Below are 23,219 nucleotides of genomic sequence, written 5' to 3'. Positions count from 1 at the left end.
AAGTGTAGGCTCCGTCAGGGTTCGGATCGGGATGGGGGCGTCAGGAACGATCGCATATACCAGAAAGTATATATGACGTTGCAAAGCACCCCCAGCACCACGCTCAGGCCAAAGGTAGAGACGGCGGGCGTGGCGCTAAAGTAAAGCAGGCCAAAGGTGATCATGGTGGTCACCGAAGTCATGAATATACCGGCCGTCTTTTCCTCTGGCGGCAGCGTAGGGGTATACGCGTAGACCGCATAGTCGATACCGATTGCCGTCACCAGCAGCAGTCCGAAAATGCAAAACAGGTTCAGGGGCATGCCGATGAGGCCAGACAGGCTCATGACGGTGACGGATGCCGACAGCGGCACCAGCAGAATGCGCAGGGCCGGGCGAGTGCCGAAGACGCGATACAGAATGAGGAATCCGACGGTATAGGACAGCAGCTTCAGGATGATCGCTTCCAGGCGAGTCTGGGCAAAGAGGGCGTTGATGTGACTGCGCTGGTCGACCAATGTCACCCCCGGCATGTCCTGGGCGATCGCCGGCAAGACGGCCGGGTCATGCAGCCCGTTCATCGTGACCATGCTGCTGGGGCGGCCCTGCTCGTCGCGTCCCAGCCACAGGGCCTGCCAGGGTTCAGCCAGGGGGCCGCTAAGCGACTGCGCTATGGTTAGCACGGGGCGGGCTTGTCGCTGATCCAGTTCTGCCCGCAAGGCACTGTCGGGCACACCCAGGGCGCGCAGCGCTGCCCAGACCTGGGGTTGCCGTGACAGGGAGTCAAGGGTCACAGCCAGCGCCTGTTGTTCGCTGGCCGGATTGACCCATTGGATCAGGGCGCTGTAATTGCGCAGTTTGCCTTGCGCGACCAGGGTGTCCAGCCCGGCGGCAAGGTGTTTTTCGGCTTGCAGCAAACGCTCTTCATCGGTGGCCTGCACAATGAAATACTGGCTGGTGGGCTCCAGTCCGGTCAGGCGGGCCACCTCGATCGCTTCGCTAAGCAAGGACTCGGGTGTGCCCACCCAGTGACGGATGTCGTCCTGCCAGTTGCTCAGATATAAACCACTGCCGACGATGACCAGCACCAAAGCGGCCAGTACACGGGAATGCCGGATGCGGTCGCCGGTACTGCGCACGCCGTGGCGCAGACCCGCCAGTAGCGGCGGCAGACCGGGCGTGGGGCGCGGCCGCCAGCGATGAAACAGCGCCGGCAGCCATAGCCGCGTAAACAAAAATGTGCTGATTACAGCTGCGGAAGAAAAAACTGCTGTTTGCTGCAGGATCGGCAGGGGCGTTAGCAGCAGGAACAGGTAACCGGTTACGGTCACGGCCAGGCTGACGATAAACGGACGCGATACGCGGCGGACCGCCTGCCACGGTTGCCAGCGCGTATCAAGCGTGGCGTGGCTGAGCCAGTGCAGCGGAAAATCCACGACCAGTCCGACCAGGCTGGTGCCGATAATCAGCGTGAGAATATGAACCGAACCGAGCAAGGCAATGCTAGCGGCAAAACCGGCACCAATACCTGCGGCCACCGGCAGCGCCAGCAAAAGAATGCGCGGCGAACGAAACATCAGCAGCAGAAACAGGATAGTAAGCGTACTGCCGACCGCGCTCATCCAGGTGCTTTCCTTGCCGCCTTCGGTTTTACCCTGGGCGCTGTAAATAGCGCCACCGGCTGTCAGCACCCGAACGTCCTCTTGCGCTGCCTGTTGCCGGGTGCGGTCGATCAGCGCGAGCAACTGTTCGTCACGTCCGGCGCCATCGGCCGGATCCAGTTGCGCACGCATCACGTACCAGAGGCGCCCGTCAGCGTTGATCTGCATGGTGTTGCTGGTGATATCGTAGTGAACGGCAGAAGCCGATTGCAGTTTGTCTGACAGTCGGGAAGTGAACCCCAGCCAGTCCTGGTCGGGCGGCACCAGAGCCTGGTCCCCCAGCGGAGACATAATTTGGCGGGCGCGCTCACTGAACCAGGCCTGCGGATCGCGGGCCAGTTGCTCGCGCAATTGCGGTGGCAGGCCAGCCTGATCCATATGGCGCAATTGGGCTCGCAACTGGGCCAGGTCGCCGCCGACATGCAGATCCACCCGCTGGAACAGCGCGCTGGCGCGCCATTGTTGCGCCTGCCGTTGGGCAGTGGCCAGGCCCGTGGCCGGGTCGGCAGCGCCGGTCAGCACGATAATCTGGCGGTTCAGCGCCTGCCGGATATTGTCCTGTGCTTTGGCCTGAACCTCGCTTTGTTTGCCATCCGGCGGCAGCAGCGTCAGCAGATCGGTGTGTATCGGTTGCCTGAACGCCAATTGCCAGGCGGCGAACAACAACAGCCCGAGCAAGCCGAGGGCATAAATCCAGGCCCAGGCGCGTTCAGGGTTCAAGCGCATGCTGGGCATCGGCGGGCAGCGGCTGGTTGATACGCAGATTCGAAAACGTGATCTCGGTCCGGTCGCCTTGCGTTTCTGCCAGCGTGACCTGATTGATCGATTGGCCGCCCATAATGGTAATGTGTCGGAAAATTTGCTTGAGCACGGCCGACGATGGCTCCAGCGTCAGCGTCCAGTTCCCGGGCTCGCCCTGCAGCCGCTGCGTAAATTGTCCCGAAAGCGCGCGCGTATTGCCCGAGAGCACATCCATGAAAAGGCGGATCTGGGCCTGACTGCCGGCTCCTTGCTGACGCATGGGTTGCCAATGCCCGGCCCCATCTTGTTGCATCATTCCCTGCGGCGTAATGCGTATCAGGCTGGCGATGGGGCTTAGCGTTTCCCACAGCAGCCCCTTGTCTGCCGCCATGACAAATGTACCCCGGCTCAATAGCGGCTGTTCCAGTGAGCGCAGAAACCGCTTTTGCTGCACGTCGCCCTGTACGGTCTGGTGGGCCGACAGCTGCTTTTCCAGATCCGGCAGGGTGAAGGCATGTGCGGCGCTGCACAGCAAACTGAAGGTCAGCACAAGAGATAAGCGTGAGACACATAACAGGGACCGGATGATAGACATAGAGTTACTCGCTAAAAATTTACAGTTCGGACTGCAGCGTTCGTCGGATCATGTCCTGCCAGTCCTGCGGGGTTTCGAACTGCATTTCACGGTTTTCCAGAAGCACGGCCACCTGGGTAGTTTCAGCCTGGGTCAGGCGCTCGCCCGAGGCGGCATCAGTTATGACATACGCAATACGCAAGCGTGATTGCCATTCCTGTATATGGGCCCGCACCAGCACCTGCTGGCCAAATACCGCGGGGCGCACATACTTGAGCTGCATGGTCACCACCGGCCAGACATAGCCGGCCTCGCGCATGGTGTCGTAGTTGTAGCCCAGTTTGTCGAGCAGCGCGCAACGCGCCACTTCCAGGTATTTCACATAATGACCATGCCAGACAATATGCATCGCGTCGACATCGAAGAACGGAATCGTCATGGGCACGCAAATACTCAGGGCGGGATGCTTAGTCATTGCGCTTCCAGAAATCATAGAAATTGAACCATTGCAGGGGTGCCCGGACACAGACCTGTTCCAGCCGTTGGGCGTAACGCTGCACCCATGTGCCGATCACCTGGTCACGATCCTGGCGAGACCACTGGATGCGATCGCTCATGCGTTCGATGTGCAGGGCATAGCGGTCACGCTGACGCGTGCAGAACAGCGTATTGACGCTGGCCTTGAGCAAGCCGGCCATCAGCCAGGGGCCTTGCGGGAACAAAACGGTATTGCCCAGGAATGAGACCGGCACCACCTTTTCGCCGCGCACCGGTTCGCGATCTGCCGCGATGGCGATCCATTCGCCGTTATCGACGCGCTGCTGCAGCATCATCATGGTATCGATATCCAGATCAGTGACCTGCAACAGGCGAATGTCATTGTCGGCGCCCAGGTCTGCCATGACTTCGTTGTACATCTGAGCATGCTTGCTGTGAATCAGGATATTGAGTACCAGCCCCTTGTGATGGGACACCAGTGCACGACTGATTTCTGTATTGCCCAGGTGCGAACAAATCAGTATCTGGCCGCGGCCCTGTGCATAGAGCATTTCCTTGTGCACACAATCGGGGTCGTCAATGACAATGTGTTCGTAGCGCAGGCGTCCCTGCCAGACGGCAAAGCGGTCAATCAGCGCCTGCCCGAAAGCCAGAAATTGCCGGTAAACCGGGGCAAAGCCAGGTAACAGGTCCGGCCTGCCTGACCAGTTGCGTAAATGTCGCTGATAGTCGGCGATATTGCGGCGCTCCGACGGCGAGGTGAGGTAGAAGTACAGCACGACGATACGCGACAGCACACCTAACAGCCACATGGGACAGTAACGGATCAGGCGCGCAACCAGCCTGAGCATAAAGCGATTGCCGCGTTCCTGTTTGCTGGCCCAGTGCTCGCTCATGGTTTGTTCCGGCCAAAGGCGCGCCGCAGCAGTGAGGGCAGAAACGGCAATAAGTGCAGGCAGCTGCGCACGTGCATACGGGAAATCAGCAGGTTATCCCGCACCATGCGGTAGTGCGAGACTCCGTCGGCAGCGTAGGAGACGCGGGTCGGGATCCAGCGCAGCGGGGTCTGTCGCCAGTACAAGTGCATCAGGATCTCGGGGTCAAAGTCCATCCAGTTGCCCAGATAGGGCGTATCTTGCACGAACCGGACTGCTGCCAGCGGATACAGCCGAAAGCCGCAAAGGGCATCCGGAATGGAGCGCGACAGGGTTTGCAGATGCACCCAGAACAGGTTCAGCTTGCGTCCGTGCAGGCGGGCTGCCGGAATGTCGTCGCCATAGACTGGTCGTCCGCAAATGGCCGCATCAGGATGCCTTTCGGACTGGTCCAGAAAGGCGGGCACGTCATCCAGATGATGCTGGCCGTCGGCGTCAACCTGTAGCGCGTGGGAGTAGCCCATTGCGTCGGCCAGTTCAAAACCGACCTTCACGGCACTGCCCTTGCCCCCGTTAGCGGGCTTATGATGGATATGCACTTCTTGCCAGTTCTTGAGCGTGTCCAGCACCTGCCGTGAGGGCGCATCGGATCCATCGTCGATGATGAGCACCGGCAGATCATGACGGCGCAGCTGTTGCACCACCGATTCGATGGTGTCCGGGTGGTTGTAGAAGGGAATCAGGGCAATGGTGCGATTCATAGTTATTATTTACCGTAGCACGTCTGTAGTGGCAGTTAACCGGATTGTCATGGCAGGCAATGAAACTCTGGGCAAGGCGTCAGGCCGAAACGGCAAAGGCAATGCGTCCCGATGCCGTCATGGTCGCTCCGGTACGCATGGAAAAGTAAAGTTTGCGTTTGTCATTGTCCCATTTTAACGTCATTGAGCACGGATCGGCAGGACGCAAAAAATGCTGGAACTTCAGGTTCTCAATTCCTTGCGGTTCTCCGCGACACAAGTTGCGCGCTCTGGCCTGTTCCAATGCCCAGCCCAGTTGCACCACCCCCGGCACTAGCGGAAAAGTGGGGAAATGCCCCGAAAAATACACCAAATCAATCGGAACAGTGGCAGTCAGGTCGTATTGGACGCAGGCTTGTGCCTGTAGCGACTGTGCGGTTGAATCGGCATGGTCAATGTCCCATTGGGGACTGCGCAGCGGTTGGGTGAAGCAATCGTGAACCTGTTGCCGGGTGATCTTCGATTGCGCATTGCGCGGCAGCACTGTCGGAAAACGCCAGTGCCGCGGAATGGCCAGTGTATCGATCGATTCGCGTAACAGATCGGATATGGCCAGTATCAGATGGCGACGCCCGTGCTGGCGGAATGCCTGGACACCGGCTGGCGACAGCTCTACCATTGCACATAGTCGGCCGCCCAGCGGACTCGGGGCGCAATGGATATCGCGGACGTAGGAATGGGACAAGGCAGACTGTTCAATCCGGTTCAGGGAAATCCGCTTGTCTTCCAGTTTCAGAATACGGTCGGCCCGGCCCAGCAGCGTAAAGCTGTTTTCGTCGCTGCGACTGATGACATCGGCCGTTTGTTCAATACCGTCTGTCCATGGCGAGGACACGGCAAGCCGGTCCTGCGTATCGGTTTGCAGCGCAACACCCGGCAGCGGGGTCCAGGATGGGTGTACATGCCGGGTCGCAATCACGCCGGTTTCCGTACTTCCGTAAATTTCGTGCAACGGCCAATGCCGTTGCAGCAGCGTAGCGCGGGTCTGCTCAGCCAGTGCACCGCCGGCAGACACAACGCGTGCCAGACGCGGCAGCAGCGCCGGCCATGGCAGGCTGTCGGGCAGCCGCTGCAACAAAGCGGGGCTGGTGATCCAGATGCACTGATCGTACATGAGCGTTTGTTCGGCCAGCGTTTCGGGGTAACGGGACTGCATCCGGTCCAGCGTCAGGCCGGCATGTAGCGGCACCATGATCCGGAATGTGAGCCCGTACATATGCTGGTGACCGACGCTGGCGATGAGCGTGGCAGGCAGGGCATGCAAGGACCAGGTGTCGATCAGCGTAAGTGCCTCGGCCTGCAACTGCCCGAATGTCTTGCGGATGATACGGGGTACGCCGCTGGAGCCAGAGGTTCGCAAAAAGGCCTGGGCATTAGCGGGCAGCGGCAAAAATAACCCCTGTGCATGATCCCGGAATACACGCGGCGGTGTATCGAGCGCTTCGCGCCGGTCAGTTTCCGACCGGGCGCCAGCCGGGGCAGCGGGCTCGCTTACCGCAACGTCAACGGCATCCAGACGCAAGACGGGTATGGCGGCGTGGGCCAGCGCCTGGTCACTGATCCACAATTGCGCATCGGTTTGGACCCAGCTGCAGGTATCGCCCAGCAGGTCTGGCGCCAGCAATACGCGAACGCCGGCAGCCCAGCAGCCAAGCAGGGCGCAACTAAATAGCGCGCTGTCATCAAACCACAAGGCGGCATGTGTGCAGCCGCGGGCCTGCAACTGGGCGACCAGTTGATTGATGATTGCTTCAAATCGGGCGCGTTGCATGGCTGGCCGCAAGGCGATGAACGAATCGGCATGGGGAAAAGGCAGGACAATGCCTGCGGTCGCCTCGCTCATGGCTGATGCTTCCGTTTGTAACGCTTACGGTAAATCCATTCCCCGACAAACAGCAGTGCCATCAGGACATAGGAAATAAAGCCGGTGTACAGCGACCAGGCCTTGAAATAACCTGCTTGCCACAACAGGTAAGTGGTGCCGCCGTTCAAAATAAAAAAGACAATCCAGACTTTGGTGACTGACCGGGTGTATCGTACGGCGGACTGCGGAAGATCGGGCTGTTGGCTACGTGCGATCCGCTCGACGACGCTCATTGAGGTGAACAGGCTGCCGGCAAACACCGCCAGCAACACCAGATTGATGACAACCGGATAAAAGTACAGGAAATCGGGGCTGTCGGTCAGTTGAAACAGCAGCACGCACAGCAGCAGGGCCAGTGCGACAAATTGTTGCCAGCGCTGCCGGCTGATCAGGCTTCTGATACCCCACAGTAGCAGCAGGCCACCGGTAACCCATAGGGTGCCGACCCGTTCCTTGCTGTAATACACAAGAAACGGATAGGCTGCCAGCGTTAATATGACCAGCAGATTGAACAGGCGCAGCACGCCGCGCGGCAATCGAAACGACACCAGCCGGCTCCCCTTATGCCGGTGTGAGCTTGCGGCTTACGGCATCAACGACATCCTGCCCCGTACATACGCTGCGGAAGTCTTCTGCCATCAGCTTGTGACCGGTGACGCGTTTTATATGGTCGATCAGGTCGATTGCATCGATACTGTCGATATTCAGGTCGTTGTACAGATCTGCATCAGGCCGAATACGTTCCGGGTCAATTTCAAACAGATCAACCAAGGCTGTCTTGAGCGTCTGATAAATGTGGTCTGATGGATTCATGGTAGCCCTCAGGGATGTGGATTGTTTTTCAGTTCGTTAACAAACGCAGCAAGCGTATTAATGTCCTTGAAATGGTCACGTAAATTCTGAGTCTTGGTATTGAACTGGATGCCGAAGTGTTTTTGGAGGGCCAGGCCCAGTTCAAGGGCATCAACCGAATCGAGGCCGAGTCCTTCGCCAAAAAGCGGGGCGCCATCTTCGATATCGTCCGGCCCGATATCTTCGAGTCCAAGGCTGGAGATAATCAATTCTTTAATTTCCAGATTGAGCGCTGTGGTCATTTCTGTAGTTCTCGTTCAAAATAAGTCTGTAGATAGGCATTCAGTTGCCGGGTTGCCACGGGCATAGGTTTTCCCGACCTCCATTGGGTCGGATCAATGTCATCGCCGATGATGAATTCATAATTAACTTTTTCATGCGGGATGTGATACCACGGCTGATTCCGTTTGAAACAGCGGGGGCGCATCCGAATTATAACAGGGGTGATCACAGTAGCACCGCGCAGAGCAACGGCGCATGCGCCGCGATGAAAGCGGATGACATTATCGTCCCCGGTACGCGTTCCCTCGGGAAATACAAGAACCGACTGCCCGCCTTGCAATGCGGCAACGGCACGGTCAATCACTTCGGCCGAGCCATCGTTGGGAATGAAACCACAAGCGCGGATGGCGCTATTTAAAAAGGGATTGTCCAGCAGACTTTGCTTGACGATGCAATTGGACTGCCGGGCATACCCCCGCATGAAAACCACGTCGAGCAGCGAGGGATGGTTGGCGATAATGAGCTGGCCGGGCAGGCCCAGCCGATCCTGCCCGGCAAATCGATAATTGATACCGCCCATCAGGCGGATGTAGCGCAGGAACTGCCGCCACAGAAACTGGATAATGCTGCGCGTCCGCTTGTGGTTCTGCGGCAGGGACGGGTCTAGCAGGCCGCTGGTATAGGGCAGCAGGACGATTTTCACGACCACGCCGAATAAACCGAAAACCACATAGCCGCTGGCAATGACCAGCAAGCGCCATTTATGCCAGAAGGCCGCGGTAAACCGGTTCATGTGTGGCGCGTCCATATCCAGCGGGCCGGTCGGTCAGCCGCCGGTGTTGCCCATTGCGAATGCCCGGCCAGCAAACGCGCGCATACCCCCGCGCTGCCGTCGGCATTAAGCGGCGCGCTGCTCGAGTTGTCGCAGCTGATGCGCCAGTCTGAGCCTTTATGCACCAGAAGCGCACAGGCCAGCGGGAAAGGCCCCCGCTCAATGTCAACCTCATACTGGGTATCTAGCGGGTCGCTGGCATAAAGCACTAATACTTTTTCGGCACCGTCCTGCAACATGAGCCAGGCGTCGAGCATGGCGTTTTCCAGGCCGTTGCTGTGGGCACTGATGGCAGACTGCTCGGCATAATTGCCATGATGGATAGCCAGTTGTCCGGCAATGGCATTGTGTACCGACAGTCCAAAAGACGTGGGAGAAACACCGTTGCCTTTGGCCAGTTCGATCAGAAGTTGAAAACTGCGATTGATTTCGCCATTGCTTGAAGAAAATACCAAGGGACATTGGGGATTTTTTTCCAGGATGGGCCAGGCGGCGGCAAAGACCAGCCGGGAAAGCGCACTGAGCCGACGGCGCTGCATGGCCGGCAGCAAATCGAGTGCCGGTGGCGCCTGTTCCTGCTGCGCGCGCATATGTTCCCTGGCCTGCGCGTTGCCAGCCTGCAGCCAGTTCGCCCATTGCGAAGCCGTAGACAGCCCTGGCGCGAAGGCGTGTTGTTCGGAGATAGTCAAGTCAAAGGCGAACATGTGCAGTCAGGATTTCCCAGAATGTCGGCAGTTAGAAAAATCATTGTAATATGTTTCTGGTTGTGACAATAGTTAGCATATTTTTGTGTAAAAACGAATAACGGCAGGTATGGCGTTATCCGATAGCAGTCTGTGCCTGTGCAAACGGGCACGCTGGCTGCATCGGGCACCGGGACAACCCCCTTTGGCGGTTAACGTATCCCTGTTTCCGGTTCTGCCGGGTTACAGAAATATAGTACACATTTGCCAGCTTGCGGACCTGTACAGCACATACATGTCGCAGTTGAATTCAGATCGTGTCAAGCCCAGGCGCCGTTGTCATATCCTGCCTGACGGCAGTGTAGTGGTTTCTAATATTTTGCTCAGGAGAAATGCAATGCCAGGTAAAATTTTAACCGCATGTTTGACCGGCCTGCTGGCAGTGGCGAGTACGCAGGCGCATGCCCGCGACACGCGCTATGATCTGTCGATCGCCCAGGCGCTTGCCACCCCCGAGGCGGCAGGCATTGTCGACCCTTCCATCAAAATGACTTTCGGACGCAAGGGACCGGGAAAAATCATCCAGGCCGATGCCGTAACCAACAAGAAAACCAGTCGGGTGGGCAAGGGAACAGACGAAAAAGCGTGCATCTGGGCATTTCTGTCGGCGTATAAACAACTGCAACAGCGGGCCAGCGAACTGGGCGGCACAGGCGTGAGCAATATCGTCAGTTATTACAAAAAAATGTGAATGCCAGCACGGAAAATTACGAATGTCATGCGGGGGCTTTCGTGACGGGCGTCGCGCTCAAGGGTGATATTGTTCGCTAAATTGCGGGCATGCCGTCTTCGGGGTAATGGACAGGCCAGGCGCGTCGCCAGCGTTTGCGCTGATCGAGTTCAATTCTGAGCTGACTTCCCGTTGATGTTGCAATTTGACGCTTCGCAGGCGCGACGGTGGCGACGATGGGCCGCCACCGCCCCGGTATCAATGTCTACAGCGCAATGGTAAACCCGCCGTCCACGGCCAGTGTCTGGCCGGTGATAAACGAGGCTTCGCGTGAAGCCAGATAGCAGACGGCATTGGCAATATCGTCAGGGCTGCCCCATTTTTTCTGGGGGACACGGTCAAACAGCCACTGATTGAAGCGGTCATCAGTTTGCAGCGCATCGTTAAACTCCGTGGCAATGTAGCCGGGAGCGACCGCATTGACGGTGATATTGTGTGGGCTCAGTTCCACGGCCCATTGGCGGGCCAACGCATGCAGGCCGGCTTTGGCCACGGTATAGGCAGTGATGTTCTTGCGTCCCTGCAGCGCCGTCACCGATCCGGTCACAATCACGCGACCATATTGTTGCTGTGTCATATGAGCGGCCAGATGGCGGCCTAGTGCCCATTGCGCAGTCAGGTTGAGCCATAGCACCTCTTCAAATTTTTCCTGGGGGAAAGTCAGCAGGCTTTCCCGGTGTTGCATGGCGGCGTTCGCCATGAAAATCTGAATCGGGCCATGCTCATGTATGAGGCGGTCAACGGTGGCGACAGACTGTTCGATATCGGCTGCATCGAACGGCGCCTCAACAATATCCAGACCAGCCTGTCGCAAGGTTTGCGCGGCCTGCGACACGGTCGCGGCAGTTCTGCCATTGATAATAACTTTGGCGCCCTGTTCGGCCAGCGCGCGCGCAGTGGCCAGACCGATGCCCCGGCTGGAGCCGGTGACCAGCGCGGTCTGGCCGGCCAGCGAAAATCGCGTGTGATGGTTGTCCTCAGAAGTCGACATTGGCGGCTCCTTTCAACTGCAGGATCTCGCGTGCCTCGTCGGGGCTGGCAATCTGCAGATTCAGCCCTTCGAGCACCTGGCGTATTTGTGATACCTGATCGGCGTTGGATTCGGCCAGGCGTTTCGGTCCGATCCACAGGGAGTCTTCCAGGCCCACGCGTACATTGGATCCCATGCTTGCGCCCATGGTGGCCAGCGGAATCTGATTGCGACCTGCGCCCAGAATGGACCACTGGTAGTCCTGTCCGAACAGGCGGTCGGCGGTACGTCGCATATGCATCAAGTCTTCGGGATGCGGGCCGATGCCGCCCAGCAGGCCGAATACAGACTGGATGAAGGGCGGTGACTTGACCAGACCGCGGTCCATGAAGTGAGCCAGGTTATACAGGTGGCTGATGTCATAGCACTCGAATTCAAAACGCGTGCCGTTCTCATTGCCCAGGCGCAGAATGGTTTCAATATCCTGGAACGTGTTTTTGAATACCAGGTCGCGGCTTTTCTCCAGATGTTCGCGCTCCCATTCGTGCTCGAATTGCTTGAAGCGATCCAGCATGGTGTAGAGGCCAAAATTCATGGAACCCATGTTAAGGGACGCCAGCTCGGGCTTGAAGGTGGTGGCCGGACGCATGCGCTCTTGCACCGTCATATGCGGACTGCCGCCTGTGGTGATATTGACGACGGCGTCAGTCTCCGCTTTGATGCGGGCCAGAAAAGGCTTGAAAAATTCCGGGTCTTGCGTGGGGCGGCCGTCTTTGGGATTGCGCGCGTGCAAATGCAGAATGGCTGCGCCCGCTTTGGCGGCGGCGATGGCGTCATCGGCGATCTGGTCGGCGGTGACCGGCAGATGGGCCGACATGCTGGGGGTGTGGATCGCGCCGGTGACGGCGCAGGTGATAATGACTTTATGCGGCTTTTTGCTTGTGCTCATAACGTGTTGTCCAAGTTCAGAAAATAAGTGGCCGTGCAGGCGATGTACGCAGGTGCAAGCGGTTCAGGGTGGTAAACGATCAGAGTTCGCGCTGTTGGCATCCTGCGTATCCTTGATATTGTCTTAGTTTTTGTCCTTCTCTTTATCCTTGTCTTGCGTGTTGTTGTTGGCATGCTGTCGCTTGTGGGCGGCCAGTGCCATCAGCCGCTGGTCGCGCCAGGCACGGCGCGCGGCCAGCTCGCTTTCTGGAAGATCAGCCCGTCTTGCCGTGGTGACGCTGTCTATCAGCTCGCCAGACCAGGCGCCGGTATCGACTTGGGTTTTGGCCAAGGCCTGATATAAGGGGCCATAGCGATGGGCGTAGTCACTGATACCCTGGGGGGCGTTCAGGTCAATGGTCTCGAACGGTCCCATGAACGACCAGCGCAGACCCAGGCCGTCACTGACCGTCGTATCCAGATCTTGTACCGAGACATACCCCTGTTCCACCAGCCTGAAGGCTTCGCGCAGCAGCGCCCCTTGCAAGCGGTTCAGAATGAATCCGTCGATTTCGGCACGTACAGTGACCGGCTTCTGTTTTACCACATTCATGATATCGCGCGCGCGCTTGAGCGTTTGCTCGCTGGTCCACCGGGCGCCGCACAGTTCCACTACCGGAATCAGCGACGGTGGGTTGACCGGATGGGCAACCAGGCAGCGCTCACGACCGGGCAGGCCTTCGGTAAAGGCCGACGCCGGAAAACCCGAGGTGGAACTGGCCAGAATCGCTTGTGGCGGGGCGGCCGCATCAAGCCGGGCAAAAACATCCAGCTTGATCTCCAGTACTTCAGGCAGATTTTCCTGCACATAGTCAGCTTGGGCGACCGCCGCTTCAAGACTGTCTGCGACCTGGATGCGCGCCATGGCGCCGGGAACATCGTCGACCAGGCCATAATGCGCCAGCGTCTGCATCTGTTGGTCAATCAATGCCACAGCCTGCCGGGCAGCGTCGGCATTGCCGTCCCAGATCGTGGTGGCGCAGCCGGCGCGGGCAAAGACCACCGCCCAGGCCTGGCCGATCAGGCCGGTGCCGATAATACTGACTGAAGGTAGAAAAGTTGCATTCACAATAACAGGGTTCCCGAAAGACATGGGGCGGGGGATAAAATCAGGGGCACGCTCCCGAGATAAATGCCGGGCGCAGCTTTGACGCTACTGACGGCAGCGATCACGGGCCTGTCTCAAAGCTTGCACGACGAAGCTTCAGACTCGGGGCCGTAGGCTTGCTCGCCAGGAATGGTGGCCGACACCTTGAAGTAATCCCACTCCCCTTTGGACTCTGACGGCTTTTTTACTTCGTACAGGAACATGTCATGCACCAGCAGGCCGTTGGCGCGCATTTTGCCGTTCTTGATATAGAAGTCTGATATCGGGTTCGACCTGAACCAGTCCATGACGCTCTTGCCGTCGTCGGTGCCGCTGGCGGACACGGCCTTCAGATACGTTTTGACGGCCGAATAGTCCCCGCCCTGGTTGAAGGTAGGCATGGCGCCGTGCTTTTTCATGAAGGCCTGCGACCAGGTCCGGGAGTCTTCGTCCTGATCCCAGTACCAGGGAGCGGTACGGTACATACCTTGGGTCGGCTCCAGTCCCAGCGCATGAATGTCGCTGATGTATACTTGCAGGCCGGCCAGCCGCATGCTCTCGGTCACGCCGAAGTCGTTGGCTGCCTTGACCGCCGAGATAAAGTCATTGCCCGAATTAGCCAGGCCCAAGATTTTGGCGCCCGACGATTGGGCCTGCAGCATGTATGACGAGAAGTCGGCCGTGCTCAAAGGCACTTTGACGCTGCCCATCACTTTGCCGCCAGACTGACTGACCACCTCGGACGCCGTTTGTTGCAACGCGTGTCCGAACGCATAGTCGGCTGTAATAAAGAACCAGTCCTTGCCGCCCTGCTTGAGCACGGCCGATGCGACGCCGTAGGCTGTTGCCCGGGTATTGTAGGCATAGTGCACCGTATAAGGCGTGCAGTATTCGTTGGTGATGGCCGTGGCGCCGGCACCCACGGAAATTAACGGGACATGCTTTTCGGCCGCCACGGTGGCGATGGCCAGTGTGGTGGCCGAATTGGTGCCGCCGATAATGACGTCGATTTTATTCTGGTCGATCCAGGCGCGTGCCTTGGAGGCGGCCAGATCCGCCCGGTTCTGATGATCGGCTGTCACAAGCGTGATCTTGTTGCCATTGATGGCGCCGCCGGCCTCGTCGATCGCCATCTGTATAGCCACGGTACCGCCAGGGCCATCGGTATCGGCATACACGCCCGACATATCGGTAATAAAGCCGATCCGGATTTCCTTGTCAGATATGGCATCGGCGCCCTGGGCCAGCGGGGCGACAGCCAGCGCGCAGCATCCGGCAAGCAGTACTGTTGTTGATTTCATCCTGTCTCCTATACACTGCGGTTGCAGAAGTATGTTGTAGTTGGTATAAGTCAACTATAACAACTGTGATCACAGAAAAAACCTTGGTAATTACCCTTACATGAAAAAAGATAGCGAAGCGGGCTCCAGCCGACAAACACTCAGTGCATCCGTTCTGGCCCAGATCAAACAGATGCTGTGGAGCGGCCGAGTCATGCCCGGAGAACAGCTCTCGATCCGTAAAACGGCCGAGGCGCTGGGCGTGAGCATGATGCCGGTGCGCGATGCCTTTTCCAGGCTGGTGGCCGACCATGCGCTGGAGGTGACGCCGAACCGCTCGGTGCGGGTGCCGGTATTGAGTGTAGAAACCTTTACGGAAATTACGCGCATCCGTTTTGAAATTGAAGGGATGGCGGTTGCCGAAGCGGCCCGCAACGCCAGTGAGGGGCTACTGACAGAGATCAGCCGGATCAATGCGAGGCTGTCGCAGGAAATGGCCAAACCGCTGGCCGATACGCAGCAGCTGGTCAGCCTGAACCAGCAGTTTCATTTTGCCATCTACGAGGCAGCCGCCATGCCGGTGCTGTTGCTGATGGTCGAGAGTTTGTGGCTGCGCATCGGCCCGATTCTGAACTACGATCTGCGCCAGGGTTCGCCCCGTACCCGGGAACAGGTTGCCGTTGCGCATCATCGGGCCATGATCGAGGCACTGCAGCAGGGTGATGCCGCCGCCGCCCGGCGGGCCGTGGTCGCCGACATCCGCGAAGCGTTTGAGTACATGACAACACGCACGCCCAGCCTGTTTCAGCCGCCAGAGCGCCGCGCCGTGGCCAGGGCGGCCGATTCAGGAAAGTAAGCGATGTGTCGGCACGCGTAACACGGGCGGGCAGCGCAAGAGGCCAGCGCTACCCGCCCGCGCCCGGTCTGACAGGCGGGCCTCAGAATAGCTTTTCCGTATGACCATCCACGGCCAGGGCCTGCCCGGAAATATTGAGAGCCAGGTCGCTGCACACGAACAGCGCCTGATTGGCGATATCTTGCGCAGTGACCATGGTGTGCATGGCTGACTGGGCCTTGTATGTATCTTCTACCTCGGCATGGGGTTTGCCCAGCATTTTGGCTTTGGCGCTGATGACCTGCTGAATGCGCGGGCCGTCTACCGCGCCCGGACAAATGGCATTGACGCGAATGCCGTCGGGCCCCAGTTCATTGGCCAGCGACCGCGTAAAGCCAATGACCGCCCATTTTGACGCCGAATAGGGCGTGCGTCCCGCAAAGCCGAGGCGGCCCGCCGCCGATGACAAATTGACGATGGCCGGGTGGGTTCCCTTGCGCAGGTGCGGCAGGGCATTCTGCACGTAAAGAAACTGGCCCGTGATGTTGATGCGCAGCGTGTTTTCCCATTCGGCCAGGGTAATGTCCTCTACCGGGCCGGTAGGACCGGCAATCCCGGCATTGTTGATCAAAATATCCAGGCCACCGAGCGCCTCAACAGCCTGCTTCACACTACGCACGACATCCGCTTCGGTGCCCGCATCTGCAGTGACAGCATGCACTTGCGGCAGTTCCGACTTCAATATTCTGAGTGCAGACTCATTGATGTCGGTGACGAACACCGATGCACCTGCCTTGCTGAAAACATGCGCCATGGCCAGCCCGATTCCGCCGCCGCCGGCCGTAATCAATACTCGTCGTCCCTGCAAGTCCATTTGTCTCTCCTGGTTGTGATAATCGTCATTTGCTGACAAGTATCATAACTGGCGCAATGAAAAGATTAAAGTGTGATCACAGAATAGGTGCGTAAATGATGGTTCAGCGTTGTGCGGATCCGTCGGTGACCATGCTTGAGAGCCGGTATCGGGCAAGGCGGCCCGGTCAAAAGCGCGTCTCGGTTTTGACGCCTTTTGCGGTTACAATAGCCGTGAGTCTTAAACGCCCGATCAGAGGGTTGCAGCTGTCAGGCCAGTGAACCGTCGCGGCGCCAGTGCAATCTTCAGGAGAAACAGTCAAGTGCAGGACATACGCAAGCAAGTCAGCCTGGTCGGCGTGCCGACCGATGTCGGTGCGGGCCACCGCGGCTCCAGCATGGGGCCCGAGGCCATCCGCGTTGCCGGTATCACCCAAACATTGGAGCAACTGGGTATCGAGGTGCGAGATTGCGGTAACCTGAACGGGCCGCCCAACCCGTGGCAGCCGCCGCTAGACGGCTACCGGCATCTGGAACAGGTGATCGCCTGGAACCAGCTGGCTCACGATGCACTTTATGCGCAATTGGCCGAAGGACGGTTTCCCATCATGCTGGGGGGCGATCATTGCCTGGGCGTGGGCTCGATTTCCGCCGTGTCGCGCTATTGCCGCGAGCAAGGACGCAGGCTGCGGGTTTTGTGGCTGGACGCTCATACTGATTTCAATACGGCTGACCTGACCCCGAGTGGCAATATTCATGGCATGCCCGTTGCCTGCCTGTTCGGACATGGGCCGCGCGAACTGGTTGAAATGGCGGGACAGGTGCCTGCGTTGCAGGCCGACATGCTGCGCCAAATCGGTATCCGCAGTGTCGACACAGGTGAAAAAACCTTCATTCACCAGCAAGGCATCGAAGTGTATGACATGCGCTTTATTGACGAATATGGCATGCGTCATACCATGGAACAGGCCTTGCACGGCCTGGACGAAAATACGCACCTGCATGTCAGCTTTGATGTCGACTTCCTGGACCCGGATATTGCGCCAGGGGTTGGCACAACGGTGCGTGGCGGCCCCAATTATCGCGAAGCGCAGCTGTGCATGGAAATGATTGCTGATACCGAATGCATGGCTTCGCTCGATATCGTGGAGTTAAATCCCGCGCTGGACGTACGCAACCAGACCGCTGAGGTGGCGCTGGACCTGGTACGCAGCCTGTTCGGAGAAAGCACGCTGGTGCGCCCAAAACCGAAAACCCGAACTAGCGAATGACAATGCAGCAAACCCAGACAAGCCAGGAAAAGAACAAGACGATTCTTGAACGATTCCTGCACGCCTTAATCTTTGAAGTTCTGGCCATTGGGCTGTCGGCACCGCTGGCCGCCATTTTGTCGGGGCATTCCATGACCGACATGGGCGTCGTGACGGTGGTCATCGCCATTATGGCGCTGATCTGGAACATGGTTTACAACGCCTTATTTGATCGCTTCCTGACGGCCACCGGCAAAAGCAAGACGCTGATCATGCGCATCTGGCACAGCTTCGGTTTCGAGCTGGGTTTGTTGTTCATGGCAATTCCGTTTGTGATGTGGTGGCTGAGCATCGGCTTATGGGAAGCGCTGGTGCTGGATATTGGACTGATTTTGTTCTATCTGCCGTACGCGTATATCTACAATCTGGTCTACGACACACTGCGCAGCCGTTACTGGGGGCGGCCCGTGCAGGAATGCTGAGGCGGCGCTACAAGGATTTGCGGCCGGCGCCGGGATAGCTTGCGGCGTACCCGATTTGCCTCGCAATCGGAGGGCGCCGGTGCTGCGCTCCGGCCGGGGGACAGACGGTTGCCGTCATGCAGTTACCTCAGACTGAATGCGCCTCTTGCCCGCTTGTCTGGCAGGGTTCATTGGCATGCATGCACGCCGGCCGGCTGTTATTTTGCCATTGGAGCCTGCTGCCACACGGCGCCGGCTTTGAGGGCGCGATGATAGATGGGGCAATTCTCGTCGTGTGCGCCAGGCAAATAACCGATACTCATCAGAAAAGACCCCACAATTTCGCCGCCGGTAAACTTGAATGTTTTGCGAAAAAGGCGTACCCATTCGTCCTTGCTCATGGGGTGATGCCGTTGCAGCCAGGCTCGGAAGGAGCCATGCTCCTTTTGCAGTGACTGCACGACCCGGGCGTTGTGAATCGCTGCATCTATCTTGAGCCGGTTGCGGATAATGCCAGCGTCACTGAGCAGGCGCTCGCGGTCGGCATCCGCGTAGGCCGCGACAACGTCAATATGGAAATTGTCATAGGCTTTAAGAAAGCCGGCTTCCTTGTTCAGAATGGTCGACCACGACAGCCCCGCCTGATTGATTTCCAGCACCAGACGACCGAACAACTCGTTATCATCATCTACAGGAAAGCCGTAGCGCTCATCGTGATACTGTTTATGGGCAGAAGCGGTCTGGGGAGGCAATTGGGCAACGAACACACAGTAGCTCATGATGTTTCCTGATGAAGCAAAAAAAGGGGAGCGGCAAACCGCGATGGTCTGCTACCATTCTGCATTATTTTACCTCCTGGATAAACTGCAGCGCTCGGCCATCGCCCGGCTTGCGACAGACCCTCAACATGAGCCTTCCTGACACCCGCACTATGCTTGGGTTTAACCGCTACGAGATCGCACTTGTCGTCATCACGGTTTTCTGGGGCGCCACTTTTCTGATCGTACAAAATGCGCTGGCGCACAGTGATCCGTTCCTGTTTGTCTGCATGCGCTTTGGCTGTGCCGCGCTGGCCATGATGCTGTGTTCGCTGCGTATCCTGCGCGGCCTGACCGCGCTGGAAGTGCGAGCGGGCATGCTGATCGGGTTGTGTATTTTCCTGGGTTACAGCTTTCAGACGGTCGGCCTGCAAACCATTGCCAGCAGCAAGTCGGCGTTTATTACTGCGCTGTATGTGCCGCTGGTGCCGCTGATGCAATGGCTGTTCCTGAGGCGCCCACCCACGTTTATGAACTGGGTGGGCGCAGGCTTGGCGTTTACCGGGCTGGTATTGCTGGCCAATCCGCAAAGCATGGAGGGCGGGGCCGGTACGGGCGAATGGCTGACGGTATTGAGCGCCATTGCGATTGCCGTGGAAGTCATACTGATTAGCCGGTTTGCGGGCACCGTGGATTTGCGGCGGGTCACCATCGTGCAACTGGCCACTGCCGCGCTGATGGCGGGCCTGACGGGGGCGATGCGTGGAGAAAACATGCCTGCGCTGACTTCGCCGGTGCTGATTATCAGCATCCTGGTTTTAGGTCTGGCCAGTGCGGTAATCCAGATCACCATGAACTGGGCCCAAAACCATATTTCTGCAACGCGCGCGACGGTCATCTATGCGGGCGAACCAGTATGGGCCGGTATTATCGGACGCGTATTTGCCGATGAGCGTCATTCGGCGCTGGCGCTTTTCGGCGCCATACTGATTATCGTGAGCGTAGCGGTCAGCGAAATGAAGGTGCGACTGCGGCGGCGACCGCCGGCAGCGCTGCCCTGACGGACACCCCCGTCCGCAGTTATCGTTAATTTAGCGCTGTAATTGGGCGGTGGCCTGTTCCATGATTTTCACGCTGCGCTGATAGGCCGCACGTTGTGTCAGGCGGTCCACATAAGCCTTGAACGCAGGCCGGCCCTGCAGTACACCGAATTGCATGTAAAAGCGGATGGCTGAACCCACATATACGTCGGCGGCGGTGAACTGCTCGCCACAGATCCAGGTGGTGCTCGATATTGCCTGCTCCAGGACATCTACCGTGCGTTCAAGCGTGCCAAAGCCCAGCATCGCGCTTTTATCGGCCGGTATCGGCATGTCCAGGGATTTCATGGTCACCGCTTCTTCCAGCGGGCCGGCAGCAAAAAACAGCCAGCGGTAATAAGTGCCGCGCATGGGGCTGTCGATCGCGGGCGCCAGGTTTTTCTGTGGGTACTGGTCGGCCAGGAACGCGCAGATGGCGGCGCCTTCGGTGACGACATGGCCATCATGCACAATGGCAGGTACCTTGCCCATGGGGTTGATTGCCAGGTACTCTGGCGTTTTCATGTCGCCCTGGTAGTTCAGATAGACGGTCTCATAGGGTTCGCCCAGCTCTTCAAGCATCCAGTGAATAACGGCGGCACGGGACTGGGGGTTGGAATAAAAAGTCAGGCGGCTGGCGGACATGGTCGAATCCTTACAGGAAAAAGGGGGATGTGGAAAAATGGGGCGATTCGCACCTATCATAGAGCGCAGCTGCGTGATTGTGCAAATCCGGGCGATGCCGGGCTTTGCTTTCCTGCGCCGCCAGCCGGTGCTTATAATGGGGTCGCGGGCCAGGACGCCGCATCGCAGGATTTCATATTTTGAACTGACGAGGTTAAGCAATGAAAACACGGATCGAGAAAGACAGCATGGGCCAATTGCAGGTCCCCGCGCAGGCGCTCTATGGCGCTCAAACCCAGCGCGCCATCAATAATTTCCCGATCAGCGGGCAGCGCCTGCCTGCGGCCTTTATCCGTTCTCTGCTGCTGGCCAAGGCGGCTGCGGCAAAAGCCAATGTCAAACTCAAACAGATCCCGCCCGAAATGGGCCAGGCCATTGTGACGTCTGTGGATACGCTGCTCGAAGGCGATTTCATGGTTCATTTCCCCATTGATATCTACCAGACCGGATCGGGAACCAGCACCAATATGAACGCCAACGAGGTGCTGGCGACACTGGCTTCCAAACTCTATGGCGAGCCGGTCAGCGCTAACGATCACGTCAACTACGGACAAAGCAGTAACGACATGATTCCGGGCACGATTCATATCAGCGCTGCCGTACAACTGCACAAGGAGCTTTTGCCGGCGCTCACACATCTGGCCAAAGTGATTCGCAAGAAAGCGCGCGCCGTTGATCGCTATGTGAAAACCGGCAGGACCCATTTGATGGACGCCATGCCCGTGCGGATGAGCCAGTCGCTCGAAGGCTGGGCCGTGCAGGTCGAACAGAACATCCAGATGCTCAAGGCGCAGCAGCCGTTGCTGCAGACGCTGGCTCAGGGCGGCACCGCTGTGGGCACCGGCATCAACGCCCACCCACGCTTTGCCAAGGAATTTGCGCGCCAGATCAGTACGGTGACGGGTGTGCGCTTTGCCCCGGCCGACAATTTTTTTGCCCACATCGGTTCGCAGGATATTGCCGTGGCGCTCTCAGGACAGCTTAAGACCACCGCAGTTTCCCTGATGAAAATCGCCAATGATTTGCGCTGGATGAACTCGGGACCACTGGCGGGACTGGCCGAAATTGAACTGGAGGCATTGCAGCCGGGCTCTTCGATCATGCCGGGCAAGGTCAATCCGGTAATTCCGGAAGCCACGGCCATGGTGGCGGCACAGGTGATCGGTAACGATGCAGCCATTACCGTGGGCGGGCAGTCGGGCAATTTCGAATTGAATGTGATGCTGCCCATGATTGCGCATAACCTGCTCAACAGTATTGAGCTGCTGGCCAATGTCTCGCGTCTGCTGGCGGACAAGGCCATTGCCAGCTTCAAGGTGAATGAAGCACGCCTGCAGGAAGCGCTGGACAGGAACCCGATCCTGGTCACTGCGCTCAATCCGGTGGTGGGCTATCTGAAGGCTGCTGAAATTGCCAAACAGGCTTACAAGGAAAAGCGGCCGGTGATCGACGTGGCCACCGAAAACACCGATCTGACCGAGGCGCAATTGCGCAAGCTGCTGGATCCGAAAAAACTGACCGAGGGCGGGTTGTAAACGCAATGACGCTTATGACTATGACTGACCACAATGCAGTCTGAATTATTCATGGAACAGCTCGAGTTTTTCGACATTCCCAGCCCCTGCCGGGGGATATGCGAGGTCAACAGCCGCGGCCTTTGCCGGGGCTGTCTGCGCAACCGGGAAGAGCGTTTTCAATGGCAGACTTTTTCCGACACCCGCAAACGTGAAGTACTGCGCCTGTGTACCCAGCGCAGGCACAAGCTGATTCTGGAAACACTGGCGGCAAGAGCGCAGGCCGTCACCGGTCAGGCCGCAGACAGCCAGACCGATATCGAAGACGACGAACCGCGCCTGCCAGGCACCTGACCGATGCGCGCTAGAATTTTTCCTGTCATACCCAAGGCTGATGCCCGGCAGAGGTGAGAAAAGTGAAAGTAGCTAGCGGTATTGCCTTTTGCTACCGGAGGTCGAACATGGCCGCAGCGACTTCAATCAAACTAGATGACGAACTGACAAAACGCATACGGTAGCGCTAGGCGGCTGTATTGTCGGTCTTTGCCGCGGCATCATTGCCTGGAAACTGCGCCATATCCATCCACATGATTTCCCAGATATGGCCATCCAGGTCGTTCACGCTGCGGCCGTACATGAAGCCGTGCTCCTGAGGTTCGCGCACTTCGGTCGCGCCAAGCGACAGGGCACGGTTGGTCAGCTCATCCACCTGTTCTCTGGAACCGCGACTGATGCACAGCAGCACTTCGCTGCTGTTGTGCGCATCGGCAATCGGCTTGGGTGTGAAGTCGGAAAAACGCTTTTGCTGAAGAAACATCACACTTGCCATCGGGCTGATTTGCATGCATAGCGTGTCTTCACCGCAGAACATGGCGTTGAAGGTAAAGCCAAGTCCCGAGAAAAAGGCTTTGGTCGCTTCAATGGAGGCGACCGGCAGATTGACGTAAAGCAGGGTGGGGTTGTCTGTATTCACTGTGAACTCCAGTCGGATTATTGGGGTGGGCGTCTTCAGTAGCGCCGCTATTGACATGCTGACACTATAGAGGGGAGCGTAGTTCGTGGAAAGTGCAAATAACGGCAATTGCACGGGT

General features: G+C 58.1%; 26 protein-coding genes. 7 read left to right on the top strand and 19 right to left on the bottom strand.

Annotated features, from left to right (window positions below; genetic code table 11):
* Window positions 1–14 precede the first annotated feature (14 nt).
* From CAP48_RS01300 to CAP48_RS01250, 11 genes are all read right to left on the bottom strand, one after another.
* Window positions 15–2,366: an MMPL family transporter gene (locus CAP48_RS01300; protein ID WP_161495173.1), complete on the bottom strand. Its 2,352-nt coding sequence runs from the start codon at window positions 2,364–2,366 to the stop codon at window positions 15–17.
* Window positions 2,350–2,976 (bottom strand): outer membrane lipoprotein carrier protein LolA, encoded by a 627-nt coding sequence (locus tag CAP48_RS01295; RefSeq protein ID WP_100694210.1) that lies wholly within the window; start codon window positions 2,974–2,976, stop codon window positions 2,350–2,352. Before CAP48_RS01295 ends, CAP48_RS01300 begins: the two co-directional genes overlap by 17 nt.
* Window positions 2,977–2,995: 19 nt before the next feature.
* Window positions 2,996–3,430: a thioesterase family protein gene (locus CAP48_RS01290; RefSeq protein ID WP_100694209.1), complete on the bottom strand. Its 435-nt coding sequence runs from the start codon at window positions 3,428–3,430 to the stop codon at window positions 2,996–2,998.
* On the bottom strand, window positions 3,423–4,349 hold the full coding sequence (locus CAP48_RS01285; protein ID WP_100694208.1) for a glycosyl transferase family 2: 927 nt from the start codon (window positions 4,347–4,349) through the stop codon (window positions 3,423–3,425). Before CAP48_RS01285 ends, CAP48_RS01290 begins: the two co-directional genes overlap by 8 nt.
* Window positions 4,346–5,089, bottom strand: coding sequence for a glycosyltransferase family 2 protein (locus CAP48_RS01280; protein ID WP_100694207.1), 744 nt, complete (start codon window positions 5,087–5,089; stop codon window positions 4,346–4,348). Before CAP48_RS01280 ends, CAP48_RS01285 begins: the two co-directional genes overlap by 4 nt.
* 79 nt (window positions 5,090–5,168) lie before the next feature.
* Window positions 5,169–6,971 (bottom strand): AMP-binding protein, encoded by a 1,803-nt coding sequence (locus tag CAP48_RS01275; protein ID WP_100694206.1) that lies wholly within the window; start codon window positions 6,969–6,971, stop codon window positions 5,169–5,171.
* Complete coding sequence (locus tag CAP48_RS01270; RefSeq protein WP_197707220.1) at window positions 6,968–7,540, bottom strand: hypothetical protein; 573 nt, start codon at window positions 7,538–7,540, stop codon at window positions 6,968–6,970. Before CAP48_RS01270 ends, CAP48_RS01275 begins: the two co-directional genes overlap by 4 nt.
* A 13-nt stretch (window positions 7,541–7,553) precedes the next feature.
* Window positions 7,554–7,805: an acyl carrier protein gene (locus tag CAP48_RS01265; protein ID WP_100694205.1), complete on the bottom strand. Its 252-nt coding sequence runs from the start codon at window positions 7,803–7,805 to the stop codon at window positions 7,554–7,556.
* 8 nt (window positions 7,806–7,813) lie between these two features.
* Window positions 7,814–8,086 carry a phosphopantetheine-binding protein gene (locus CAP48_RS01260; RefSeq protein ID WP_100694204.1) on the bottom strand — a complete coding sequence of 91 codons (273 nt, stop codon included), beginning with the start codon at window positions 8,084–8,086 and terminating at the stop codon, window positions 7,814–7,816.
* Window positions 8,083–8,859, bottom strand: coding sequence for a 1-acyl-sn-glycerol-3-phosphate acyltransferase (locus tag CAP48_RS01255; protein WP_100694203.1), 777 nt, complete (start codon window positions 8,857–8,859; stop codon window positions 8,083–8,085). The genes CAP48_RS01260 and CAP48_RS01255 overlap by 4 nt, the downstream gene beginning before the upstream one ends.
* Window positions 8,856–9,602 carry a beta-ketoacyl synthase chain length factor gene (locus CAP48_RS01250; protein ID WP_100694202.1) on the bottom strand — a complete coding sequence of 249 codons (747 nt, stop codon included), beginning with the start codon at window positions 9,600–9,602 and terminating at the stop codon, window positions 8,856–8,858. Before CAP48_RS01250 ends, CAP48_RS01255 begins: the two co-directional genes overlap by 4 nt.
* Window positions 9,603–9,978: 376 nt before the next feature.
* Between CAP48_RS01250 and CAP48_RS01245 the strand changes: the two genes are divergently transcribed.
* Window positions 9,979–10,332, top strand: a complete 354-nt coding sequence (locus CAP48_RS01245; protein ID WP_242444284.1) for an excinuclease ABC subunit A — start codon at window positions 9,979–9,981, stop codon at window positions 10,330–10,332.
* Between the two features lie 244 nt (window positions 10,333–10,576).
* On the opposite strand, the gene CAP48_RS01240 is transcribed toward CAP48_RS01245, so the two are convergent.
* The 4 genes from CAP48_RS01240 to CAP48_RS01225 form a co-directional block, all read right to left on the bottom strand.
* The gene (locus tag CAP48_RS01240; RefSeq protein WP_100694201.1) at window positions 10,577–11,362 is read right to left on the bottom strand and encodes an SDR family NAD(P)-dependent oxidoreductase; all 786 of its coding nucleotides are present in this window, start codon (window positions 11,360–11,362) and stop codon (window positions 10,577–10,579) included.
* Window positions 11,349–12,290, bottom strand: a complete 942-nt coding sequence (locus CAP48_RS01235) for a 3-keto-5-aminohexanoate cleavage protein (RefSeq protein WP_100694200.1) — start codon at window positions 12,288–12,290, stop codon at window positions 11,349–11,351. The genes CAP48_RS01240 and CAP48_RS01235 overlap by 14 nt, the downstream gene beginning before the upstream one ends.
* Before the next feature lie 123 nt (window positions 12,291–12,413).
* Window positions 12,414–13,397 carry a 3-hydroxyacyl-CoA dehydrogenase gene (locus tag CAP48_RS01230; protein ID WP_242444283.1) on the bottom strand — a complete coding sequence of 328 codons (984 nt, stop codon included), beginning with the start codon at window positions 13,395–13,397 and terminating at the stop codon, window positions 12,414–12,416.
* A 113-nt stretch (window positions 13,398–13,510) separates the two neighbouring features.
* Entirely contained in the window at window positions 13,511–14,716 is a 1,206-nt protein-coding gene (locus CAP48_RS01225; protein WP_100694198.1) for an ABC transporter substrate-binding protein, read from the bottom strand.
* 100 nt (window positions 14,717–14,816) lie between these two features.
* On the opposite strand from CAP48_RS01225, the gene CAP48_RS01220 reads away from it, so the two are divergent.
* Window positions 14,817–15,551 carry a GntR family transcriptional regulator gene (locus CAP48_RS01220; RefSeq protein ID WP_100694197.1) on the top strand — a complete coding sequence of 245 codons (735 nt, stop codon included), beginning with the start codon at window positions 14,817–14,819 and terminating at the stop codon, window positions 15,549–15,551.
* 82 nt (window positions 15,552–15,633) lie between these two features.
* Here the strand turns inward: CAP48_RS01220 and CAP48_RS01215 are convergent, their stop codons facing one another.
* Window positions 15,634–16,404 carry an SDR family oxidoreductase gene (locus CAP48_RS01215; protein WP_100694196.1) on the bottom strand — a complete coding sequence of 257 codons (771 nt, stop codon included), beginning with the start codon at window positions 16,402–16,404 and terminating at the stop codon, window positions 15,634–15,636.
* 301 nt (window positions 16,405–16,705) lie between these two features.
* On the opposite strand from CAP48_RS01215, the gene rocF reads away from it, so the two are divergent.
* Complete coding sequence (rocF, locus tag CAP48_RS01210) at window positions 16,706–17,653, top strand: arginase (protein ID WP_100694195.1); 948 nt, start codon at window positions 16,706–16,708, stop codon at window positions 17,651–17,653.
* Window positions 17,650–18,114: a PACE efflux transporter gene (locus CAP48_RS01205; RefSeq protein ID WP_100694194.1), complete on the top strand. Its 465-nt coding sequence runs from the start codon at window positions 17,650–17,652 to the stop codon at window positions 18,112–18,114. Before rocF ends, CAP48_RS01205 begins: the two co-directional genes overlap by 4 nt.
* Window positions 18,115–18,311: 197 nt before the next feature.
* Here CAP48_RS01205 and CAP48_RS01200 read toward each other — a convergent pair whose 3' ends face one another.
* On the bottom strand, window positions 18,312–18,872 hold the full coding sequence (locus CAP48_RS01200) for a DNA-3-methyladenine glycosylase I (RefSeq protein WP_100694193.1): 561 nt from the start codon (window positions 18,870–18,872) through the stop codon (window positions 18,312–18,314).
* Window positions 18,873–19,000: 128 nt separating this feature from the next.
* Here CAP48_RS01200 and CAP48_RS01195 point away from each other — a divergent pair, with 128 nt between their 5' ends.
* The gene (locus tag CAP48_RS01195) at window positions 19,001–19,912 is read left to right on the top strand and encodes a DMT family transporter (RefSeq protein ID WP_100694686.1); all 912 of its coding nucleotides are present in this window, start codon (window positions 19,001–19,003) and stop codon (window positions 19,910–19,912) included.
* A gap of 30 nt (window positions 19,913–19,942) precedes the next feature.
* Here the strand turns inward: CAP48_RS01195 and CAP48_RS01190 are convergent, their stop codons facing one another.
* Window positions 19,943–20,575 (bottom strand): glutathione S-transferase family protein, encoded by a 633-nt coding sequence (locus tag CAP48_RS01190; RefSeq protein WP_100694192.1) that lies wholly within the window; start codon window positions 20,573–20,575, stop codon window positions 19,943–19,945.
* A gap of 200 nt (window positions 20,576–20,775) precedes the next feature.
* On the opposite strand from CAP48_RS01190, the gene CAP48_RS01185 reads away from it, so the two are divergent.
* Together CAP48_RS01185 and CAP48_RS01180 are read left to right on the top strand one after the other, a co-directional pair.
* Entirely contained in the window at window positions 20,776–22,149 is a 1,374-nt protein-coding gene (locus CAP48_RS01185; protein ID WP_100694191.1) for a lyase family protein, read from the top strand.
* A 33-nt stretch (window positions 22,150–22,182) separates the two neighbouring features.
* Window positions 22,183–22,482, top strand: a complete 300-nt coding sequence (locus CAP48_RS01180) for a DUF1289 domain-containing protein (RefSeq protein ID WP_242444282.1) — start codon at window positions 22,183–22,185, stop codon at window positions 22,480–22,482.
* Window positions 22,483–22,648: 166 nt separating this feature from the next.
* On the opposite strand, the gene CAP48_RS01175 is transcribed toward CAP48_RS01180, so the two are convergent.
* Window positions 22,649–23,101 (bottom strand): VOC family protein, encoded by a 453-nt coding sequence (locus CAP48_RS01175; RefSeq protein WP_242444281.1) that lies wholly within the window; start codon window positions 23,099–23,101, stop codon window positions 22,649–22,651.
* Between the last annotated feature and the right edge of the window lie 118 nt (window positions 23,102–23,219).

The organism is Advenella sp. S44, assembly GCF_002810445.1.
GTDB lineage: Bacteria > Pseudomonadota > Gammaproteobacteria > Burkholderiales > Burkholderiaceae_B > Advenella.
This window is presented reverse-complemented; position numbering and strand designations above follow the sequence as displayed.

What these genes read in the sequence shown, in the direction of transcription:
- CAP48_RS01215 (WP_100694196.1), bottom strand. Translation starts at nt 16,404, where the DNA reads ATGGACTTGCAGGGACGACGAGTATTGATTACGGCCGGCGGCGGCGGA.
- CAP48_RS01245 (WP_242444284.1), top strand. Translation starts at nt 9,979, where the DNA reads ATGCCAGGTAAAATTTTAACCGCATGTTTGACCGGCCTGCTGGCAGTG.
- CAP48_RS01290 (WP_100694209.1), bottom strand. Translation starts at nt 3,430, where the DNA reads ATGACTAAGCATCCCGCCCTGAGTATTTGCGTGCCCATGACGATTCCG.
- CAP48_RS01275 (WP_100694206.1), bottom strand. Translation starts at nt 6,971, where the DNA reads ATGAGCGAGGCGACCGCAGGCATTGTCCTGCCTTTTCCCCATGCCGAT.
- CAP48_RS01260 (WP_100694204.1), bottom strand. Translation starts at nt 8,086, where the DNA reads ATGACCACAGCGCTCAATCTGGAAATTAAAGAATTGATTATCTCCAGC.
- CAP48_RS01185 (WP_100694191.1), top strand. Translation starts at nt 20,776, where the DNA reads ATGAAAACACGGATCGAGAAAGACAGCATGGGCCAATTGCAGGTCCCC.
- CAP48_RS01205 (WP_100694194.1), top strand. Translation starts at nt 17,650, where the DNA reads ATGACAATGCAGCAAACCCAGACAAGCCAGGAAAAGAACAAGACGATT.
- CAP48_RS01255 (WP_100694203.1), bottom strand. Translation starts at nt 8,859, where the DNA reads ATGAACCGGTTTACCGCGGCCTTCTGGCATAAATGGCGCTTGCTGGTC.
- CAP48_RS01265 (WP_100694205.1), bottom strand. Translation starts at nt 7,805, where the DNA reads ATGAATCCATCAGACCACATTTATCAGACGCTCAAGACAGCCTTGGTT.
- CAP48_RS01285 (WP_100694208.1), bottom strand. Translation starts at nt 4,349, where the DNA reads ATGAGCGAGCACTGGGCCAGCAAACAGGAACGCGGCAATCGCTTTATG.
- CAP48_RS01250 (WP_100694202.1), bottom strand. Translation starts at nt 9,602, where the DNA reads ATGTTCGCCTTTGACTTGACTATCTCCGAACAACACGCCTTCGCGCCA.
- CAP48_RS01300 (WP_161495173.1), bottom strand. Translation starts at nt 2,366, where the DNA reads ATGCGCTTGAACCCTGAACGCGCCTGGGCCTGGATTTATGCCCTCGGC.
- CAP48_RS01295 (WP_100694210.1), bottom strand. Translation starts at nt 2,976, where the DNA reads ATGTCTATCATCCGGTCCCTGTTATGTGTCTCACGCTTATCTCTTGTG.
- CAP48_RS01280 (WP_100694207.1), bottom strand. Translation starts at nt 5,089, where the DNA reads ATGAATCGCACCATTGCCCTGATTCCCTTCTACAACCACCCGGACACC.
- CAP48_RS01195 (WP_100694686.1), top strand. Translation starts at nt 19,001, where the DNA reads ATGAGCCTTCCTGACACCCGCACTATGCTTGGGTTTAACCGCTACGAG.
- CAP48_RS01240 (WP_100694201.1), bottom strand. Translation starts at nt 11,362, where the DNA reads ATGTCGACTTCTGAGGACAACCATCACACGCGATTTTCGCTGGCCGGC.
- CAP48_RS01180 (WP_242444282.1), top strand. Translation starts at nt 22,183, where the DNA reads ATGCAGTCTGAATTATTCATGGAACAGCTCGAGTTTTTCGACATTCCC.
- CAP48_RS01200 (WP_100694193.1), bottom strand. Translation starts at nt 18,872, where the DNA reads ATGAGCTACTGTGTGTTCGTTGCCCAATTGCCTCCCCAGACCGCTTCT.
- CAP48_RS01235 (WP_100694200.1), bottom strand. Translation starts at nt 12,290, where the DNA reads ATGAGCACAAGCAAAAAGCCGCATAAAGTCATTATCACCTGCGCCGTC.
- CAP48_RS01225 (WP_100694198.1), bottom strand. Translation starts at nt 14,716, where the DNA reads ATGAAATCAACAACAGTACTGCTTGCCGGATGCTGCGCGCTGGCTGTC.
- CAP48_RS01190 (WP_100694192.1), bottom strand. Translation starts at nt 20,575, where the DNA reads ATGTCCGCCAGCCGCCTGACTTTTTATTCCAACCCCCAGTCCCGTGCC.
- CAP48_RS01220 (WP_100694197.1), top strand. Translation starts at nt 14,817, where the DNA reads ATGAAAAAAGATAGCGAAGCGGGCTCCAGCCGACAAACACTCAGTGCA.